At 65.2% G+C, this 20,497-nt stretch carries 15 protein-coding genes; 10 read left to right on the forward strand and 5 right to left on the reverse strand.

Features of this window, described 5'->3' with window-relative positions; genetic code table 11:
• Positions 1-2 precede the first annotated feature (2 nt).
• From HL666_RS00090 to HL666_RS00105, 4 genes are all read left to right on the forward strand, one after another.
• Complete coding sequence (locus tag HL666_RS00090; protein WP_172179260.1) at positions 3-782, forward strand: ABC transporter ATP-binding protein; 780 nt, start codon at positions 3-5, stop codon at positions 780-782.
• A 343-nt stretch (positions 783-1,125) separates the two neighbouring features.
• Entirely contained in the window at positions 1,126-1,854 is a 729-nt protein-coding gene (locus HL666_RS00095; RefSeq protein WP_172179262.1) for a maleate cis-trans isomerase family protein, read from the forward strand.
• 29 nt (positions 1,855-1,883) lie between these two features.
• Positions 1,884-3,287: a dihydropyrimidinase gene (gene hydA, locus HL666_RS00100; RefSeq protein WP_172179264.1), complete on the forward strand. Its 1,404-nt coding sequence runs from the start codon at positions 1,884-1,886 to the stop codon at positions 3,285-3,287.
• 366 nt (positions 3,288-3,653) lie between these two features.
• Positions 3,654-5,795: a phospholipase D-like domain-containing protein gene (locus tag HL666_RS00105; protein WP_172179266.1), complete on the forward strand. Its 2,142-nt coding sequence runs from the start codon at positions 3,654-3,656 to the stop codon at positions 5,793-5,795.
• A gap of 147 nt (positions 5,796-5,942) precedes the next feature.
• Here the strand turns inward: HL666_RS00105 and HL666_RS00110 are convergent, their stop codons facing one another.
• Together HL666_RS00110 and HL666_RS00115 are read right to left on the reverse strand one after the other, a co-directional pair.
• Positions 5,943-6,944, reverse strand: coding sequence for an SDR family NAD(P)-dependent oxidoreductase (locus HL666_RS00110; RefSeq protein WP_172179268.1), 1,002 nt, complete (start codon positions 6,942-6,944; stop codon positions 5,943-5,945).
• A gap of 14 nt (positions 6,945-6,958) precedes the next feature.
• Positions 6,959-8,674 (reverse strand): alginate export family protein, encoded by a 1,716-nt coding sequence (locus HL666_RS00115; protein ID WP_172179270.1) that lies wholly within the window; start codon positions 8,672-8,674, stop codon positions 6,959-6,961.
• Positions 8,675-8,851: 177 nt separating this feature from the next.
• Between HL666_RS00115 and HL666_RS00120 the strand changes: the two genes are divergently transcribed.
• The gene (locus tag HL666_RS00120) at positions 8,852-10,030 is read left to right on the forward strand and encodes a hypothetical protein (RefSeq protein ID WP_172179272.1); all 1,179 of its coding nucleotides are present in this window, start codon (positions 8,852-8,854) and stop codon (positions 10,028-10,030) included.
• 1,097 nt (positions 10,031-11,127) lie between these two features.
• Here HL666_RS00120 and ctrA read toward each other — a convergent pair.
• Positions 11,128-11,829: a response regulator transcription factor CtrA gene (ctrA, locus tag HL666_RS00125; RefSeq protein WP_012046382.1), complete on the reverse strand. Its 702-nt coding sequence runs from the start codon at positions 11,827-11,829 to the stop codon at positions 11,128-11,130.
• A 441-nt stretch (positions 11,830-12,270) separates the two neighbouring features.
• Here ctrA and fliI point away from each other — a divergent pair, with 441 nt between their 5' ends.
• The 4 genes from fliI (at position 12,271) to HL666_RS00145 (ending at position 15,885) form a co-directional block, all read left to right on the forward strand.
• Positions 12,271-13,593, forward strand: coding sequence for a flagellar protein export ATPase FliI (fliI, locus tag HL666_RS00130; RefSeq protein WP_172114567.1), 1,323 nt, complete (start codon positions 12,271-12,273; stop codon positions 13,591-13,593).
• A gap of 109 nt (positions 13,594-13,702) precedes the next feature.
• The gene (fliJ, locus tag HL666_RS00135) at positions 13,703-14,122 is read left to right on the forward strand and encodes a flagellar export protein FliJ (protein WP_008960735.1); all 420 of its coding nucleotides are present in this window, start codon (positions 13,703-13,705) and stop codon (positions 14,120-14,122) included.
• Between the two features lie 155 nt (positions 14,123-14,277).
• The gene (locus HL666_RS00140; RefSeq protein WP_172114569.1) at positions 14,278-14,826 is read left to right on the forward strand and encodes a sigma-70 family RNA polymerase sigma factor; all 549 of its coding nucleotides are present in this window, start codon (positions 14,278-14,280) and stop codon (positions 14,824-14,826) included.
• 54 nt (positions 14,827-14,880) lie between these two features.
• Positions 14,881-15,885, forward strand: coding sequence for an anti-sigma factor (locus tag HL666_RS00145; protein WP_172179274.1), 1,005 nt, complete (start codon positions 14,881-14,883; stop codon positions 15,883-15,885).
• Positions 15,886-16,016: 131 nt separating this feature from the next.
• Here the strand turns inward: HL666_RS00145 and HL666_RS00150 are convergent, their stop codons facing one another.
• Together HL666_RS00150 and flhA are read right to left on the reverse strand one after the other, a co-directional pair.
• The gene (locus tag HL666_RS00150) at positions 16,017-16,217 is read right to left on the reverse strand and encodes a hypothetical protein (protein ID WP_172114573.1); all 201 of its coding nucleotides are present in this window, start codon (positions 16,215-16,217) and stop codon (positions 16,017-16,019) included.
• A 370-nt stretch (positions 16,218-16,587) separates the two neighbouring features.
• A complete protein-coding gene (gene flhA, locus HL666_RS00155) occupies positions 16,588-18,711 on the reverse strand; it encodes a flagellar biosynthesis protein FlhA (protein ID WP_172179276.1) in 2,124 nt (707 codons plus the stop codon).
• An 860-nt stretch (positions 18,712-19,571) separates the two neighbouring features.
• On the opposite strand from flhA, the gene HL666_RS00160 reads away from it, so the two are divergent.
• A complete protein-coding gene (locus HL666_RS00160; protein ID WP_246741417.1) occupies positions 19,572-20,495 on the forward strand; it encodes an alpha/beta hydrolase in 924 nt (307 codons plus the stop codon).
• Positions 20,496-20,497 lie beyond the last annotated feature (2 nt).

Here is a 20,497-nt window from a genome sequence, read left to right on the forward strand (position 1 = left end):
CAATGGCGGCCATCGACATCTCCGGCGTCTCCAAGATCTTCACCGACCGGAAGCGCAACGCCGACGTCACCGCGCTCAGCGAGATCAACCTGTCCATCGCGCGCAACGAGTTCGTCTGCCTGCTTGGCCCGTCCGGCTGCGGCAAGTCGACGCTGCTGAACATGATCGCCGGCTTCGAGCAGCCGAGCGCCGGCAGCATCACCGTCGACGGCCGGCCGGTCACCGCGCCCGGCGCCGATCGCGGCGTCGTGTTCCAGCATGCCAATCTGATGCCCTGGCTGCCGGTGTGGGAGAACGTCGCCTTCCATCTTCTGCTCGGCGGCGGCCAGAAGGCCGAGCGCCGCGCGCGGGCGCAGGTCTATATCGACATGGTCGGCCTGACCGGCTTCGAGAACCACTATCCGTCCGAGTTGTCCGGCGGCATGAACCAGCGTGTCGGCATCGCCCGCGCGCTGCTGATGAATCCTCAAGTGATTCTGATGGACGAGCCGTTCGGCGCGCTCGACGAGCAGACCCGCATGGACATGCAGACCGAGCTCGTGCGGATCTGGCAGCAGCACCAGGGCACGATCGTGTTCGTCACCCATGGCATCGACGAGGCGCTGACCTTGGGCACCCACGTCGCCGTCATGAGCGCGCGCCCCGGGCGGATCGTCGAGATCATCCCGATCGATCTGGCCCGCCCGCGCGATATCACGAGCCCGCAATTCAACGCGCTGAAGCGGCATATCCTGGCGCTGCTGCGCGGGGAGAAGGCGGAGCAGGAGAGGGCTTCGGCATGACGCGCGGCCTTGTTGATCTCGAGCAGCTTCGCGCCGCACCAGCATACTGGAGCCGAAGCGGTGGTCCATTCATTGCGCATGCTGTCTCGACGACGGCGGTGCACCCTCTCCCCTTGTGGGAGAGGGTGGTTTCTCACGGAGTGAGAAACCGGGTGAGGGTTCTCTCTCCGCGAACTCATTTGTCGAGGCAGACCCCTCACCCGACCGAGTTCGCTGCGCGTGCGTGCATGCCCTCTCCCACAAGGGGAGAGGGCGCATCAATGCGCGGCTCGCCCGCTGCTGCTGCTGTGGAATTGCCGTTAGTCACGCCGGCTCTAGTCATGCCAAGAGGGCATAATCACCCATGACCAAACGCACCCTTCTCGGCATGCTCACGCCGTCGTCGAACACCGCGCTGGAGCCGATCACGTCGGCGATGGTCGCCGGCCTGCCCAACGTCTCGGCCCATTTCTCGCGCTTCAAGGTCACCGAGATCGCGCTGTCCACCGACGCGCTGGCGCAGTTCGACATTTCCAACATCCTGCGCGCCGCCGAACTGCTCGCCCATGCCAAGGTCGACGTCATCGGCTGGAACGGCACGTCCTCCGGCTGGCTCGGCTTCGAGGCCGACGTCAGGCTCTGCGAGCAGATCACCGCTGCGACCGGCATCCCCGCGACCACCTCGATGCTGGCGCTGAACGAGATCCTGGCGGTATCGAAGGCCACCTCGCTCGGCCTCGTCACGCCCTATCGCGACGACGTACAGGCGCGCATCATCGCGAACTATGCCAAGCTCGGCATCGCCTGCCGCGGCGACCGGCATCTCAATTTGCAGGACAATTTCTCCTTCGCCGAGGTGACGCCTTCGGAAATCGAGACCATGATCCGCGAGGTCGCGCGCGAGAAGCCGGATGCGATCGCGGTGGTCTGCACCAACATGCGCGCCGCGCCGCTGGTCGCGCGGCTCGAGCTGGAGACCGGCATTCCCATCCTCGACACCATCGCGACCGTGGTATGGAAGTCGCTGAAGCTCGCCGGCGTCGATGTCAGTGGCGTCAGCGGGTGGGGATCGCTGTTTCACAAATTCGCCTGAGCCTATCTGCCCTAAGGAGAGCGCGTCACATGGTTGCCTTCGACACCGTCATCCGCAACGGCACCGTCGCCACCGCGAGCGACACCTTCAAAGCCGATGTCGCCATCAAGGGCGGCCGCATCGTGGCGATCGGCGAGGCCATCACCGACGCCGACGAGATCGTCGATGCCTCCGGCCTGCTGGTGCTGCCGGGCGGCATCGACAGCCACGTCCATATCAGCCAGCCCTCGGGCCCCGGCATCGTCATGGCCGACGATTTCGAGAGCGCGACGCGTGCCGCGGCGTTCGGCGGCAACACGTTTGTCATGCCCTATTGCCTGCAGGAGAAGGGCCAGCCCCTGCGCGCCGCGCTGAAGGACTATCACGCGCTGGCCGACAAGGCCTGCTACGTCGATCATTCCTTCCATCTGATCATCGCCGATCCCACCGACGCCGTGCTCGGCCAGGAGCTGCCGGCGCTGGTCGCCGACGGCTATTCGTCGCTGAAGATCTTCATGACCTATGAGGGTCTCGCGCTGAACGACTACGAGATCCTCGGCGTGCTGCAGGTCGCGCGCGAGACCGGCGCCCTGGTCCAGATCCACGCCGAGAACTACGACGCCATCCGCTTTCTCACCGACCGGCTGGAGCGGGCCGGAAAGATCGCGCCTTACTATCACGGCAAGTCGCGCCCGATCCCGGTCGAGCGCGAGGCCACCCATCGCGCGATCTCGCTGGCCGAGCTGATCGACGTGCCGATCGTGATCGTCCATGTCTCCAACCGCGAGGCGATGGAGGAGATCCGCCGCGCGCAGGCCCGCGGCCTGAAGATCCATGGCGAGACCTGCCCGCAATATCTGGTGCTGACGGAGGAGGACATGCAGGGCCTCAACATGGAAGGCGCCAAATATGTCTGCTCGCCGCCGCCGCGTGACAAGGCCAGCCAGGAGGCGTGCTGGGAGGGCCTGCAACGGGGCGTGTTCTCACTGTTCTCCAGCGATCACTGCCCGTTCCGCTACGACGACGAGGCTGGCAAGCTGACGCCAAAGGGCCGCACCAGCTTCCGCTGGGTGCCGAACGGCATCCCCGGCGTCGAGACCCGCCTACCGATTCTGTTCTCCGAGGGCGTCAGCAAGGGCCGCATCACCCTCAACCAGTTCGTCGCCTTCACCGCGACCAACCACGCCAAGACCTACGGCCTGAAGGGCAAGGGCTCGATCGCCATCGGCTACGACGCCGACATCGCGCTGTGGGATCCGGCCAAGACTGCCAAGATCAGCCAGACGGGTCTGCACCACGGCTCCGACTACACGCCCTACGAGGGCATCGAGATCACGGGCTGGCCGGTCGCGACGATGCTGCGTGGCAGGTTCGTGGTGCGTAACGGCCGGTTGGTCGGCACGAAAGGTGACGGCCGCTACGTGACGCGCAGCAAGCCGGGCGCCGTGGCCTGAGGCGCGCTCCATCCACGCGTCATCACGAGCGAAGCGACGCGATCCAGACGGGGCCACAGATGCGGGTGATCGACGCCCCCAGACAGACTCGTCATGCGCGGGCTTGACCCGCGCATCCATCAAATTGGTCAGAACGTTCTCGCGCAGGGATGGATTGCCGGGTCCAGCCCGGCAATGACGGCGGAGAGAGCGGGGGCTGCGTCGCCAACCCTTCTCCGCGAAAAGCGCGCGAACCGACGCGCCACGGGCCTCTCCTGCGCTGCACCATCACCCCGCGTCGCCGCCGCTCGCCCTTTCCTGTACCGGATGTGTCGAACCCCTGTTACAACTGCGCGACATAATCCTTGTCAGACAAGGAGTGCCGCCATGCCTGCCCTCGCATTTTCCAACAATGATATTGCCGTCGTCGCCTGGACATTCGATCGCCGTCTCGACGGCTGTCTCGGCTTCGCCATTCACCGCATCGATCTCGCCGATCACACCGACACCGTGCTGCCGGCGCTGGCGCGCTTTGCCGGGCAGACCGCGGACAAGCTCGCCACCGACCAGGCCCCGGTGCAGAAGTTCTGGTGGAAGGATCTCTTCGCCAAGCGCGGCGGATCCTACAAATATCGCATCGTGCCGATGGGCGGCACGCCGGGCCAGACCTTGACGCCGCTCCCAGGCATCGCGCCGCTGGAGAGCAATCCGGTGACGCTGACGCCGGAGCGGCCGCCGTTCCATGTCTATTTCAACCGCGGCATCACCGCGACCCAGGCCCTGACGCATGCGCTGAACGATCACCCGAGCGTGGCGGCGCTGGCGCCCCACATCCTCGATCCCGATGATCCCATTCGCCTCCGCCTGATGGGCCAGCTGCAGGACGGCCTGACCTCGCTGCTGAAACGCGCCGATGACCGCGGCGGCACCATCCATGCTGCGCTCTACGAGCTCAACGACCCCAGCGGGCTCGAGAAGCAGCTACACCAGAATCCGAACAGCCGCACGGTCATTCTCGGCAACGAGCAGGGCAAGGACACCGACGACGCCGACGCCGAGAACCGCGCCGACCTCAAGGCCGCCGGCGTTGCCGTGATCGACCGCATCCTCGGCAAGGGCTCTATCCCGCACAACAAGTTCATGGTGCTCTCGGAGAACGGCAAGCCGGCCGCGGTGCTCTCGGGCTCGACCAACTGGACGTCGACCGGCCTGTGCACCCAGACCAACAATGCGCTGGTGGTCGAGAGCCCCGAGCTGGCGGCGCGCTATCTGTCGTATTGGAACGCGCTGAAGGCCGACGTCGACGCGGCCGACGGCGACAAGTCGGCGCTGCAGTCGAAGACCCTGCGCGACTTCGCCCGCGCCAACAACGCGAGCGCGATTCAAAAGCCGGTCAGGCTCGACCATGGCGTCACCATCGAGCCGATGTTCTCGCCGAACACGCCGGGCAAGCTCGGCAAGACCCCGAAGGCGCCCGGCGACATGAGCCGCGTGTTCGAGCTGATGGACGGGGCCAAGCACGCCGTGCTGTTCCTCGCCTTCGATCCCGGCAACAACTCCATTCTCAACAAGGCCGGCGAGCTGCTGGCCAGGAAGCCCGATCTGTTCGTGCGGGGCGCGCTGACCAGCCCGGTGCGTGCGACCGAATTCTCCAAGTCGCTGCACGCCGGCGGCCATTCGGAAAGCGGCGCGGATGACGGGGCTGAGGACGCCGCGCCGGAGGTGAAGGTGGTCGGCGAGTCCGGCAAGCCGAAGAAGCCGGGCGAGAAGGGCAGCATCGATTTCCGCGGCGTGCCGGCCGGCGCGGTGCAGGACGCCTTCGGCAAGTGGGAGAAGGAGCTCGCCAAATACGGCTTCGCCATCATCCACAACAAGATCGTGGTGATCGATCCGTTCAGCGACGACTGCGTCGTCGTCACCGGCTCGCACAATCTCGGCTTCCGCGCCTCGCACAACAACGACGAGAACATGCTGATCATCCGCGGCCACCGCGGCCTCGCCGAAGCCTATGCCTGCCACGTCCTCGACCTCTACGACCACTACGCCTGGCGCTTCCTGCTGAAGGAGCATCCGGAGATCTTCGGCAAGCCGCTGCAATCAGACGACAGCTGGCAGGACCGCTACATCAAGGGCGCCGACGAGAAATCGCCGGAGCTGCGGTTCTGGCTGTCGGCGGCGGGCGGGGGGGCTGCCAGCGGCGGCGAGAGCAGCAGCGGCGGTGTCGCGCCGAAGAAGCCGGGCAAGCCCGGCGGAGCTGGCAGGCCGGCGAAGAAGCCGGCCGGGAAGACCAAGCCAGCGACGTCGTCGCGCAAGCCGGCCAAGAAGGCTCCGAAGAAGGCGGCTGCCGCCGCGAAGACGTCAGCTGGCCGCAAGACAACGACCAAGAAGAAGAACGTCAAGAAGGCGACGAAGACGGCGCAGAAGAAGACCGCGGCTGCGAAGAAGGCAAAAGCGAGCAAGAAGGCGGCGAAGAAGGTCGCGAAAAATGCGAAGCGAGCCAGGAAGAGCGTCACGAAAAGAGGACGCTGAGCGCTTCGCTCCTGCTGAACCGTCGCGCGGGACGCGACCCTTGGATCATGATGCGAGCCCGCCGAGCCGCATCTTGATCTCGTCTCCCAGGCCGAAGCGGATCGCGGACCCGCGATCGGCCCGGTCCTCAGCCGGCACGAAGCGGGCTCAATACGCCGTCCAGCCGCCATCCGTTGCGTAGAACGCGCCGGTCAGGTTCGACGCCTCGGGCGACAGCAGGAACAGCATCACCGCGACCTGCTCCCACACGGTGGCTGGGCGATGCTTGGGATCGGCGTAGCTCAGGATGGAGTTCGTCTTTAGCCGTCCCATGCCGCCGTCGGCCGGCGATCGCTGCATCTTGGCCGCGACGGCCTGCGCCGCCCGCGCGATCATCGGCGTATCCGTCGCCGCCATGTTGACGGAGTTGATGCGGATGCCATGGGGCGCATAATCGACGGCGGCATTGGCGGTCAATCCGTTGACGGCGTGCTTGCTGGCGACATAGGCGGGATTGCCCGCCAGCCCAGTCAGGCCGGCGATCGAGGCGACGTTGACGATCGCCCCGCCGCGCTTCTGCGCCACCATCTGCCGCAGCTCGGCGCGCATCGCGCGGAACACGCCGGTGGCGTTGGTGGCCAGCACATTGTCCCAATAGGCATCGGAGGCTTCGTGCAGCGGCGCGAACAGCAGATCCTTCTGCTTGTCGTAGTCGAAGGCCTCGCCGGAAAACACGCCGTCCATGACGCCGGCATTGTTGATGGCGAAATCCAGTCCGCCGAACGCCTCGACCGCGCGCTTGACCATCAGGTCGCAGGAGTCGCCCTTGGCGACGTCGCCGACGAGAAACTCGATGGCACCGCCCTCGCGCTTGATCGCGGCCGCGGTGTCGCGCGCCAGCTCCGGCAGCCAGTCGATGCCGACGATATTGGCGCCCTCGCGCGCGGCCCGCAGCGCCGCGGCGCGGCCCATGCCGCGGGCAAATCCGGTGATGGCGATCGTGCGCAACCTGAAGCGGTCCTTGATGAAGTAGTCCGGATCGACCGGGCTGATCGCCAGATTGGCCGGGCCCTGCGCCTCGGCGGCCTCGGCGGCTCCCGGCAGCAACTGCGCCAGCGGAATCGTCACGGCGCCCGAACCCAGGCTCTGCAACATGCTGCGGCGGTCCATCGACATCTCCCTCGTCAGAAGCTGACCCGGGCCAGCGACATCGCGCTGAACCAGGGGCGGGTGCTGCCGGCGACGGCCTGGCTGACGCCGGACAGCGGCACCGTCAGCGCGAGTCCCGACTGGAACATCACGTGGCGGCTCATGAAGTACTTCACCGTCAGATTGACCTCGTAGCCGAGCAGATGACCGGCGAGCGTCGAAGTGGTGCCGCCGATATTGTTGAGCTGCTGCGTCTGGAACAGCCAGGCCTGCGGCACCAGCTCCCATTGCGGCGCCGGCCGCAGGATCGCCTGCAGGCGGTGCGCGATCAGATTGGTATCCTGAAACAGCTTGTAGTGGTTCAGGCCCTGCACCCATTCCTCGCCGGTGCCGCCCGACAGCAGCGGGTCCCAGCGCTCATAGGTTCGCGTCGCCGGGTTGTCGCCGCTGAAGCCGGACAGCCGATAGCTCAGAGTGGGGCGCCAGAACGCCTCGTTGAACGTGTAGCCCGCCTCGACATAGCCGCCCCAGGCACGCATCGGAAATGTGTTGCGGTCGTTCCACTGCAACGCCAGCTCCGTCTTCGCGTACGGACCGGAGGCGCCGATGGCGGGCGTCCAGTAGTAGCGGATGTCGGCGACCTGCAGGCCTTGGCGCGTGCCCTGCGCCGACGTCGTGTACCAGCCGTAGTCCGAGCGCGGCACGCTCAGATAGGTCAGTCCGAGCTGATGCGGCGTTCCGAGGCCCGTCTCCAAATTAGCGCCGGCAACGACGGTGTGAGTATCGATCGCCGGCAGCTCGTCGGGGGCGAGACGGAAAGCCTCGAACTTGGTCGTGTTGTAGCGCGCCTGCGCCAGAAAAAGACTGTCCGCCGCCCAGCGCGGATTGAGCTGCAGCGCGGCGCGGTCGAATCCGTTGCTCGCCGTGATCCTGATCAGCATGCCGTCGGCGATCTGGAACGGCTGCCGGCCGCCGGAAAGGTTGACCACCAGCCGTGAGCCGTCCTCGCCGGTGAGCCCGGTGACGATGCCGGCATAGGCGTCCTCGACTGCGCCATGGCGGCGCGGGCCGGTGACGAACAGGTCGGTGCCGATCGAGCCGCTCGCCAGATAGGACAGGCTGCCATAGGCGTAGACATTGTTGCCGATCGGTCCGATGCCCTGCAGCCCGCCCTCCAGCGCGGCTTCGCCGAACGACGACCAGCCGGCCCCGGCCGGCCCGCTGGCGAGCGGGTTGGCGCCGACGAAGGCCCGCGGCCGGCCGTACCAGGCGTCGTGATTGGCGTAGCCGAGCGTCGCGGCCGTGAGCTTGAGCTTCAGCAGGCTGTCGTCGCCTTGAAGAAGGTAGGGGAAATCGACGCGGCCCGGATCCGCCTGCGGCCGGTCGCCGACGACGACGTTGAGCTCGACCGACACGCCGCCGGTGTTGCCGTCGACATAGTTGACCGACGCCGAGGCCACGCCGGGGATGCGCTTCACCTTGCCGAGCCCGAAATCGACCATCAGGTCATGGAGCTGCGACCCCGGATAGACATTGAGCGCCCGCCGGATGCGATCCTCGAACGCCACCCGCTGCGGTCCGCTCGGCACCGCGCCCGACAGCACCAGACGCACCGCCTCGATCGGTCGATTCTCGAACGTCGGCCCCAGCGCCTGCGCATGCGCCGCAAAGATGACGAGCAACGAGAGGAGCCAGGCTGCGAGGTTAAGGCACAGCCGTCCGTACAGGGAGATCGTCGTGCCACTTGGCATGGCAGGCCTGCTCAGCAAATGATCTAATGATCGACGACGCCAAGGTAGCGGAATTGATCTTAATCAACCAAAGCGAAATTTCGGGCAAGCTGCCAAACCGGCCGGTCCGCCGAAAGCGGCCGTTGGACGAGCAAAGAAAAGCGCTACGCGGAAATCGCGGTAGGCGCGGCTGGCGTCATGGCCGGGCTTCGTCCCGGCCATCCACGTCGTTCGACATCGTGGAAGATCGTGGACTCCGGGCCGTTGCCGGTGCCATTGCAAGCGATCTCCGTAACGATTCCTTTGGTACGGATCGATACTGTGGACCTCGAGTTTTCAACTGGTCTTGATGTCGTGACCGATCCAATAGGCCTACGATTTGATACTGAGGACGACCTGCTCGCTTTCGAGCGCGCAATGTCGGAGTTCTTCTGGACTGAGAACTTCGAAGGCGCCGAGCATGCGCTCGATTCCGCGATGGACGGGCATCCGTCAACATTCTCGGAGATCTGTCGGGCTACGCCCCAGACTGCTGTGTCGATCCGGGGGTGGGATGAGCTTTACGCGCAGATCGAGAGTCCCTCGCGAAAGAACTATCGGTGCAGCGCGATCGAGATTGATTTGTCTGGGCATGCCGATCGCGAAATTGCGCCCGGACTGATCGAGCCCGGCTTCGAGTGCTCCTATTTCGACGATTCGATGTACCCGTTCTCGATGGCCGAACATCACGAGATGCTGGCGAGATGCAAAGCGGGCTGCGTCCCTTGGCAGGGCGGGTTTTTCGACATCGATTACGCGCTGACCTGCGAAGGTCTCGGCAGACTCTATGCCGCCATTCTCGGCTACCCACACCGGCATTGGCACCCTCGCGTCTCGTCTGGCGAAGCTGTGCCGCGGGATTTTGTCTCCTACACGCTTGCTTGCTGGTTTCTCTATCTGCGCGCCCATCAGGCGATCTGGCTGAAAGTGAGTACGCGCGGCCTACCTCAGCAAGTTCCGGTGGTGGTCGGCCAGCACGACTTCGGACCGGATTTGCTTACTGTTTATATGCCGGAAAAAGTCCACGACAGCCGGGCAGCGACAGCGCGCATCGTGGCGCAAGGAGAGGCTGAGGCGCGGGCCTTCTATGACAAGATGACAGAAGACGAAATCCGAGGCCTTCGCGAGCGGCGTGATGGCATCCGCCGCTGGCCCTTCTTCTGGAATCGTAAGCAGCGCAAGCTCTTCGTCGACTACAGCATGGCGCATGAGAAGCTGATCCTTGGTGCCAACGGCCTGTCCCCCGGTCGGCCAACCTGGAAAATGTCGGATCAGGCATTCGAGTCCCTCATCGCGCGTTACCGAACCGCCCGTGCATCGCGTCAGTCGGAGGTTTGACTTGCGCGAAGCGCGTATCGCCTAGGGCCAATCCGGGGCGAGAGATCTCGATGAGGCTAGCCACCAACGCTTAGAGTGGAGATGGGACGAGGCGCGCGTGGACGCTGTCCGCGATCCGGATCGTCCCCTGCGCCGCGCGCGACGGACTCGCTGCGCGCCAAGAGGAAATTTCGTCTTATCAAAAATTCCGCTTTCGCTTTCGCAGAAATCATGCTTTACTTCGCCCGTCCCGCCCCAACGAGGGGACGCTTCGCGGTCGTCACGGACGTCGGGTGTGGGATGCGATGGGCGCTTCGGGTCGTAGCATGGTTCGCCGTGCCGACGAACGATCCGAGTGCACGGTGAAGTCGCGTGGTCCTGGCCTCCCGGTGCTGAGGCCAAGTCGGCGGGCGTTGCGGTGAACGCTGCCTGCGGGTGATGGGGGCAAGACAGCCGGTCCCCAGGGAGATCGCGTATAAATCGTAAAGCCATCGCGCAGGGAGGGCCGGGTGTTTCGGCCAGACCTGTGGTGACTGCCGCCTGCATTCTTTTTCTGCAGGCGGGCCACGGGCGCGGCCAGCGCCCGGCCTTCCCTGCGCCCTCGGTTCGGAAGAGGGCGGTGAGAATGGCACATCACTCGGGCGCTTTGCGCCGCGAGATCGCGAGGACGTGCAACGATGGTTTCTTGGGGATCTTGATGGCAGCTATCGCGCTCATGTGTGAGAGGCTGCTGCGCCGCGCGCGGTGGAAGGTGAGGGAGTGTCCGTCAGTTTGAGGCACGCTCATGCGGCGGCGGCGGTGAACTCCCCTCCCCCTTGCGGGGAGGGGTTGGGGGTGGGGGTTTCTTGCTCCGAATTGCGTTTGGGGCAGGCGCCGGTACGATCAGCGCGACCGCCGTATCGGTCAGCACTCGTGCAGTGGCTTCCATGCAGACCGTTTCCGGGGACCCCCACCCCCGACCCCTCCCCGCAAGGGGGAGGGGAGCGCAGCTGGCGCGTGGCGAGGTCTCGTGTCCAATTCTCATCAGCTGGCCCCACAAACAAAAACCCCGCCATTTGCGGCGGGGCCCAGTCTGGGAGGAGCGAGCGGTGAGGCTCGCCGGTAAACCCAGTGAAGGATCAGGCGGGGATGCGTTCGTCCATGTCGTGCGGCTCGCGCAGCACGTAGCCGCGGCCCCAGACGGTCTCGATGAAGTTGCGGCCTTCGGAGGCGTTGGCCAGCTTCTTGCGCAGCTTGCAGATGAAGACGTCGATGATCTTCAGCTCGGGCTCGTCCATGCCGCCGTAGAGATGGTTGAGGAACATCTCCTTGGTGAGGGTGGTGCCCTTGCGGAGCGAGAGCAGCTCCAGCATCTGGTATTCCTTGCCGGTCAGGTGCACGCGCTGGCCGCCGACTTCGACCGTCTTGGTGTCGAGGTTGACGACGAGGTCGCCGGTCTGGATGACCGACTGGGCGTGGCCCTTGGAACGGCGGACGATCGCGTGGATGCGGGCGATCAGCTCGTCCTTGTGGAACGGCTTGGTCATGTAGTCGTCGGCGCCGAAGCCGAGGCCCTTGACCTTGTCCTCGATGCCGGCGAGGCCGGACAAAATGAGGATCGGCGTCTTGATCTTCGAGACGCGCAGCTGCTTGAGCACGTCGTAACCGGACATGTCGGGCAGATTGAGGTCGAGAAGGATAATGTCGTAATCGTACAACTTGCCGAGGTCGACGCCTTCCTCGCCGAGGTCAGTCGTGTAGACGTTGAAGCTTTCGGACTTCAACATCAGCTCGATCGACTGCGCGACGGCGCTGTCATCCTCAATCAGCAAAACGCGCATGCCAGTTCCCCATAGTCGCCGCTCCGGGCGTCAGGTCGGCCGCCACCGCGGCACTCAAAACGCCTTTGAACAACTGATTCGGATCCTGACGAGAGATGGTTAACAAATCCTGATTCCGCTGCGCAAGCTCTATCCGTGCAATTTTTGTCGAATCGCCGTAAGGTGTTGCGAAGAAGCAGTTTTTCTCAGCCGTCCTCGTTCAAGCTCCATGTGAAGAGATGGAACTAACCGACTCTCGTTCCTCACCGCTTTTGGGGGGCGGCAAGGCGCACTACGTCAGTCACTCCAGACCATGACGCAATGATTAATGATGCGAGTAAACACAGAGTTAAACCGGCGAGGCGAATCTGTCCCTACTTAAGGTTTTCGCAATGAAGGATCCCTTTTGTCATCAGGGCGGTCTCGTCATGAAGGCGGTTTGGTCATGAAGGCTGGTTGGTCATGAAGGCTCTTGCCGAGCAGATCAGCGACATCGACGCCGTGAACACCTATGGGCGTGTCGTCGGCGTGAAGGGACTCATGGTGGAGATCGCCGGGCCGATTCACGCGATGTCGGTCGGCGCGCGCCTCGTGATCGAGACCGGCAACAATTACATCCCTGCCGAAGTGATCGGCTTCTCCGGCAAGAACGCCGTGGTGATGCCCTTCGCGGGGCTGGAGGGCGTGCGCCGCGGCTGCCGCGCCGTGATCGCGAACTCGGCGAACCAGGTGCGGCCCTCGCCCGCCTGGCTCGGTCGCGTCATCAATGCGATGGGCGAGCCGATCGACGGCAAGGGGCCGCTGCCGCAAGGGGCCTCGCCGGTTCCCTATCGGAACAATCCGCCGCCGGCGCATTCGCGCAAGCGCGTCGGCGCGCCGCTCGATCTCGGCGTTCGCTCGCTGAACACGTTTCTCACCTGCTGCCGTGGCCAGCGGCTCGGCATTTTCGCCGGTTCCGGCGTCGGCAAATCGGTGCTGCTGTCGATGCTGGCACGCAACGTCGATGCGGACATCTCCGTCATCGGGCTGATCGGCGAACGCGGCCGCGAGGTGCAGGAGTTCCTGCAGGACGATCTCGGCGAGGAGGGTCTGGCGCGCTCCGTCGTCGTCGTCGCGACCTCCGACGAGCCGGCCCTGATGCGCCGGCAGGCGGCCTATCTGACGCTGGCGACCTCGGAATATTTTCGCGACGAGGGCAAGGACGTCCTGTGCCTGATGGATTCGGTGACGCGCTTTGCGATGGCGCAGCGTGAGATCGGCTTGTCGGCCGGCGAGCCGCCGACGGCGAAAGGCTATACGCCGACCGTGTTCACCGAACTGCCGAAGCTGCTCGAACGTGCCGGGCCCGGCAGCGGCGAGGGCACCATCACCGGGATCTTTACGGTGCTGGTCGACGGCGACGACCACAACGAGCCGGTGGCCGACGCCGTGCGCGGCATTCTCGACGGCCACGTCGTGATGCAGCGTTCGATCGCCGAACGTGGCCGCTATCCGGCGATCAACATCCTCAAATCGGTGTCGCGGACGATGCCGAAATCGGCCGACCCCGTATTCCTGCCGACCATCATGCGGGCGCGCCAGGTGATGGCGACCTACGCCGACATGGAAGAGCTGATCCGGCTCGGTGCCTATCGCGCGGGCTCCAGTCCGGAGGTCGACGAGGCGATCCGGCTGCACGAGCCGTTGGAGGCCTTCCTGCGCCAGCGCAAGGATGAGGTGTGCGGGCTGGCCCAGGGGTATCGGGAGCTGGAACAGATCTTGGGGCGCTTGGAAACGGAAAGCTAACTTTGTCGGGACATCATCCCCTCCATGTAACGAGCCTAGTCGGCGGGCCCAGTAAGGGCGGCCGGCCCTGTCCCGCGCCGTCTACGGGACTTCTGGGGAGTATGAGTCGATGAAGTCGCGCGAAACGCTGATCCGCCTGAAAAAGTTTCAGGTGGATGAGAAACGCCGCCGGGTGACGCAGATCGAAGGCATGATTGCTGATTTCCAGCGCATGTCGGCCGAGCTCGAGCGGGAGATCCAGACCGAGCAGGAGCGGGCCGGCATCAACGACCCGACCCATTTTGCCTACCCGACCTACGCCAAGGCGGCGATCCAGCGCCGCGAGAACCTGACGCGCTCGGCCGACGAGCTGCGCGCCCAGCTCGAGGACGCCAAGGCCGCCTTGTCCGAGGCGTTCGAGGAGATGAAGAAGGTGGAGCTGCTCGACGAGCGCGACCAGGCCCGCGAAAAGGCCGAGGAGAGCGCCCGCGAGCAGGCCGACATGGACAGTATCGGCCTGATGCGCGCCCGGCTCGGCGTCATCGCCTGAGCCTGACGCCGTCCCGGCTGTCGCTCATCGAAAACCCGGGCCGCAAGGTCCGGGTTTTTCGTCACGCCCGCCCCGCTGGAGCGCAGCGCGCGACCTGTGCTACGGGAGGACGCAAGGGTCGAACGAGGGAGTGGGCCGATTTTCGGGGACGCTGAATGTTGACGCCGGCAGAGCTGGTCTGGCTGCTTGCCGCGGTCGCCAAGGGGGACGAGGCCGCCTTCGAGCGCCTCTACGCAGCGACGCGCGCGAAACTCTACGGCGTCGTGCTGCGTATCTTGCACCGACAGGACCTCGCGGAGGAGGTCGTGCAGGAGACCTATGTGAAGGTCTGGAACAACGCGGCCCAGTTCGATCCCGCAGTGTCCTCGCCTATCACCTGGATGGCCGCCATCGCCCGCAATCGCGCCATCGACCTGGTGCGCAAGCGCGGCGAGCTGTCTCTGGAGGATGAGCCTTCCGCGCTCGAGGTCGCGGCCGAGACGCCCGATCCGCTGGCGCGGCGCGAGATGTCGGAGGAGCTCAAGCGTCTTTTGGAATGCGTCGGCCGGCTCGAGCCGGACCGCCAGAAGCTCGTGCTGCTTGCCTACTATAACGGCTGGAGCCGCGAGCAATTGGCGACCAAGTTCGAGGCGCCGGTGAATACGGTGAAGACCTGGCTGCGGCGAAGCATGATGGACATCCGCCAATGCCTCGGGATCGGATGAGAGGCCGAAGGCGTAGCCAAGGGATTCTCGTGGGTGACGTGACCTGGACCTGTGATGGCGTATAGCGAAGACCATATCGCGCTGGCGGCGGAATATGCGCTGGGGACGCTCGACGCCGCCGAGCGCGCGCAGGTCGAGGCCATGATGGCGGTCGACACGGATTTCGCGGCGCTGGTCCAGGCGTGGGAGTTTCGTCTCGGGCCGCTCAACCAGATGGTCGGCCTCGTCGAGCCGCGCCCGGAACTGTGGGAGCGGATTAAGGCCGAGATCGCAAGGTCGGGCGCGAGGGCCGAAGCTCCGCCGCCGCCTGACTCTGTGACCGTCGCGGAGGCTCCGGACGTGGTAACCCTGTCCGAACCACCCGCTCAGGAGGTTGCGCACGTTGTAGCCGAAGCTCCGGCGCCTGAAGTCCGGACGGAGGCCTCCGAGCAGGACGTCCCGGCCGCGGCGCCGCCGGTGATCGAGCCGGTGCGTCGCGATCAGGCGACTGGCCCCGCCGCGAACGACAACGCCATCGTCGCTCGGCTCTCGTCCAAGGTTCGGCAGTTGCGCACCGTGGCCAATGTGATGACGGCGATCGCCGCCGTGCTGCTCGCGCTGATCGGGGTCCAGCTCTACCGGCCGGATCTGCTGCCGCCGCCGTTGCAGCCCAAGCCGCGGATCCAGACCGTCGAGGTCAAGGTGCCCGCCGCGCCGCAGCCGTCGGCTCAGTTCGTCGCCTTGTTGCAGAAGGACGCGGCGTCGCCGGCTTTCATCCTCACCGTCGATGCCGGCAGCAAGAGCTACACGGTGCGCCGGGTCGGCGCCGCGCCAGAGCCCGGCAAGAGCTTCGAGCTGTGGCTCGTCTCCGACAAGCTGCAGCGTCCGCGCTCGCTCGGCGTGATCGGCGGCAGCGATTTCACCAGCCGTCCCGTTCTCTCCGCCTACGACGCCGACACGGTCAACCGCGCCACTTACGCCGTCACGGTCGAGCCGGAGGGCGGGTCGCCGACGGGGCAGGCGACGGGGCCGATCGTCTTTACCGGCAAGCTGATCGAGACGGTGCCGCCGACGCGCTGATCCAAATGGCAAAAAAGAAAACGCCCGTGGGGAGCGGGCGTTTTCGGTAGTCGACTTGGGGTTGGGTCTACTACATATCCACGCGGCCAGTTGGGGGGCTGTGAGAACCGCGTGAATTCCGGAAATTCCAATTAGCGAACCAGCGACGCTCCCGAACTCGTCACCGCAATGGGCTTGCCGGCCTTGATGACCTTCGCCGTCTGCGTGTAGTTCGGCTCTGCGTTGAGACGTGCCGAGATGCCGAGGCCGGCCACTGCGATGCCAGCCACGAGCGCCACCACCACGATCTTGAGGTGGGTCGTCCGATCCGCGCTGTAAATCGAGTGGTTCATGGAACCCTCCTGCCGCCTTACGTCCTTCGCTGATTCGTGTGAGCCGGGAGCGTTCCGGTTCATCGTCTCGCCTGTAAGAACGTAGGAAACCCCGATTCCGTTTCGTAGATGGCATCACAAGCGTGTGATAAGGCGTGATGCATCGCGATCTCGAGCCAATAAAATCAACAATTCTCATTTGAAATCAAATTATTAAAGGGAAGTTCGGTCTGCGGCGGAAAATCCAGCCACCTAACGCAAAATTAAGAAATCAGTTGCCTGTGGCGGTAAAGCACAGGTTGGTTGCTCTCAAAAGCAGCAAAACCGGCGCGTGGCGCCGGCCTGCCTTCAAGAACTTCGGACTGACTCGCAGGTTCCCGCACTCCTTTTCTCACACGCTCCCGACCGTCTTCAGCCGTGCCCGCGGATGGATCTCGGCCTGCGACAGCACCGTGGTCTGGGCGCGGAACCGTTCGACCAGCGAGCGCACGAACGGCCGGATCGCCGCCGAGGTCACAAGCACCGGCGACTCGCCCTCGCGTGCGGCGCGCTCGAAGGCATCGCGGGTGGCGGTCATGAACTCCGACAGCCGCGACGGCTGCATCGCCAGGCTGCGCTCCTCGCCCTGGCCGATCAGCGACTCGGCAAATGCCTGCTCCCACTTCGCCGACAGCGCGATCAGCGGCAGATAGCCCATCGGCGAGGTGTTCTGGGCGCAGATCTGGCGGGCGAGCCTGGCGCGGACATGCTCGACGATGGTGGCCGGATTGCGCGAGAAGGCGAGCGCGTCGGCAATGCCTTCCAGGATGGTCGAGAGGTCGCGGATCGAGATTCGCTCCGACAACAGCAATTGCAGCACGCGCTGGATGCCGGAGATCGTGATCTGCGTCGGCACGATGTCCTTGACCAGCTCGCTCTGTTCCTTCGGCAGCTCCTTCAGGAGCTTCTGCACCTCGCCGTAGGAGAGCAGGTCGCTCATATTGGCCTTGAGCAGCTCGGTGAGGTGGGTCGACAGCACCGTTGCCGCGTCCACCACCGTGTAGCCCTTCAGCGTCGCCTCTTCCTTCAGCCCGGCGTCGACCCAGGTGGCGGGCAGGCCGAAGGTCGGCTCCGTCGTGTGGATGCCGGGCACCGCGACCTGGTTGCCGCCGGGATCCATGACCATGAACTGGCTCGGCCAGATCTTGCCGGAGCCCGCGTCGACCTCCTTGATCTTGATGATGTAGGTATTGGCCTCGAGCTGGACGTTGTCGAGGATGCGCACCGACGGCATCACGAAACCCATCTCGATCGCCAGCGAGCGCCTGAGCGCCTTGATCTGGTCCGTCAGCCGGTCGGTGCCGTCGGGCGCGTTGACCAGCGGCAGCAGCGCGTAGCCGAGCTCGATCTTGAGGTCGTCGATCTTGAGCGCGGCGGAGATCGGCTCCTCGGCGGCTGCCGCCGTCGCGGCTGCGGCAGGTGCTGCTGCGGCGGCGGCTTCCTCCGCCTTGATGACCTCCTTCTGCTTGCGGGCCTTGAGCGCGAGCGCAGCGGCACCGCCGCCGAGCGCCAGGAAGGGCAGGGTCGGGATGCCTGGCAGCAGCGCCAGCACCAGCATCACGGCGGCCGACAGGCCGAGCGCCTGCGGGTAGCCGGAGAACTGCTTCATCAGCGCCTTGTCGGCGGCCCCCGTGACGCCTGCCTTGGAGACCAACAGGCCGGCGGCGGTCGAGACGATCAGCGCCGGCACCTGGGTCACGAGGCCGTCGCCGACGGTCAGCGTGGTGTAGGTGCGGGCGGCCTCGGCAAAACCCAGGCCCTGCTGGGCCACGCCGATGATGATGCCGCCGATGATGTTGATGAAGACGACGAGCAGACCCGCGACGGCGTCGCCGCGGACGAACTTCGAGGCACCGTCCATGGCGCCGAAGAAGCCGCTTTCGTCCTCGAGCTCCTTGCGCCTGACCTTGGCGACCTTCTCGTCGATCAGGCCGGCGGAGAGATCGGCGTCGATCGCCATCTGCTTGCCGGGCATCGAGTCCAGATGGAAGCGGGCCGCGACCTCGGCGATGCGGCCCGAACCCTTGGTGATGACGACGAAGTTCACCGTCACCAGGATCGCGAACACGATGATGCCGATGACGAAATTGCCGCCCATCACGAAGTTGCCGAACGCCTCGATGACATGGCCGGCCGCATCCGTGCCCTCGTGGCCGCGCGACAGGATCAGCCGGGTCGAGGCTAGGTTCAGCGACAGCCGCAGCATCGTCGAGATCAAGAGGATGGTCGGGAACGACGAGAATTCCAGCGGTGCCTGGATGAACAAGGCGGTCATCAGGATCAGGATCGACAGGGTGATCGAGATCGCCAGGAACAGATCGAGCACCAGCGATGGCAGCGGCAGGATCAGCACCACCAGGATGGTGAGGATGCCGAGCGCCAGCGCGATGTCGCCGCGCAGGACTGCTGTCTTGAGGTCAGTAAAAGAAAAACCGGCCGGAGACCCGGCCCCCTGACCCGCCGTGACGTCGACCATGGCTTTCGCCCCTTCCCGCGGGCCGCGTTTGCCGGCCCCAAACGACTGCGCGGCGGCCACGGGGCCGCCGTTCCGAAACTGAGGTACCGCGCTGGCGTCCACGGAAGCTCTCCCCCGTCAACCGCACCCAATCACGACACGCATAGTCTCACTCGGCAATTTTTGCCCGGTGTATGGTTAGCGTTCGGTTAACGGCGGTTAACGAAAGGTTGCGGTAAGAGGGGATGTGCGCTCCTGCCGCACCGTTCGGATGAAAACCGTCCGGGCCTCGCCCTTCGAGACGACCGCCTCCGGCGGTCTCCTCAGGGTGAGGGGAGGGGCTGCGTTGTACGGCTCGAAGCATGTCGCCTGCTGCGCGCCCTCCGCCATGAGCCTGCCGCGCGTGGACGAAGTGCAGCACCGGTCTCCGAACCAAATCCTCATGGTGAGGAGCCGCGTAGCGGCGTCTCGAACCATGAGGCCCGTGCCGCCGCTCCGCACCGGGACTGCACAAAGGCATGCGTCTCGCAGACATGCGCCATCGTCTCCCGCGGCGCATCGCGCCCGAGTCGTGCATCAGGTCCGCCCCCACACAGAGGAGGGCGCAGGGAAGGCCGGTCGTCGACAATGCTGCAAAGATGCGCAAGCTTCAGTTCGAAGGCTTTCGCGACTATCCTGATGGCTTTCTCGTCAGCGAATACGAAGTAGACAGGGATGCGTGGAGCGAAGGCTTCACGTTACGGTAGGCTCAGACTATTCGCGCAAGACCGGCCCGTAGTTTCCCGGGCGTCATCGTTCGTGACATTTTGTAACAACGCCGCGTACGGCCTCCTTTAAGCAACACGTGCTGCTATCGTCTCACGACGATGGAGCTCTCGATATTGCGTTCGACACCTGCCGTTTTGTTAGCTGCTGGCCTGTTGCTGCTGCAGCCGACATTCCTGTCACCTGTATTCGCCGGCCCGTTCCTGGAGCGGCTGCAGGCGCGAATGGCGGCTCGCGAGGCCGAGCGCCAAAACGCGCCGGCCACCGAATATACTTATGGCGCCGATTCGCTGCAAAAACTCGACTTCTGGCAGGCGAGGGGAGGCGCGGCCGCGCCGCTGGTCGTCTTCGTCCATGGTGGCGGATGGAAGCGGGGCGACAAGCGCAACGCGACGGGGGCGGCCAAGGTCGAACACCTGCTCGCGCAGGGCTATGCTTTTGCCTCAATCGACTATCGGCTGGTGCCGGCCGTGACCGTCGAGCAGCAGGCGGCTGACGTCGCCGCGGCGCTGGCGTGGTTGCGCAACAATGCCGGGCGTCTGGGCATCGCCCCCTCGCGCATCGTGCTGATGGGGCACAGCGCTGGCGCGCATCTGGTGTCGTTGGTCGGGACTGATTCGAGGTACTTCACGGCAGCTGGGCTGTCGTTGCGCGATATCAGCGGCATCATCGCGCTGGATGGCGCCTGCTACGACGTGGCGCGCCAACTCGCCGACAGCGGCCGTTTCATGCTCGACACCTACATCCAGGCGTTCGGCACCGACCCAGTGCGTCAGCGGGCGCTGTCGCCGACTCTCCAGGCCGCCAAGCCGAACGCGCCGGCATTCCTGATCCTCCATGTCGACCGCGCCGACGGCAAGGCGCAGTCCGAGGCGCTGGGAGCAGCGCTGATGCAGGCGGGCACGCCAGCCGAGGTCCAGGGCGTCGGCGGCACCGGACTGCGCGGCCACATGGAGATCAATCGCGAACTCGGCGATCCCAGCCATCCGGCCACTGGGATCGTCGACGCCTGGCTGCGCAGGATGATCGGCACGAAATGACT

It is taken from the genome of Bradyrhizobium aeschynomenes (assembly GCF_013178945.1).
Classification (GTDB): domain Bacteria; phylum Pseudomonadota; class Alphaproteobacteria; order Rhizobiales; family Xanthobacteraceae; genus Bradyrhizobium; species Bradyrhizobium aeschynomenes.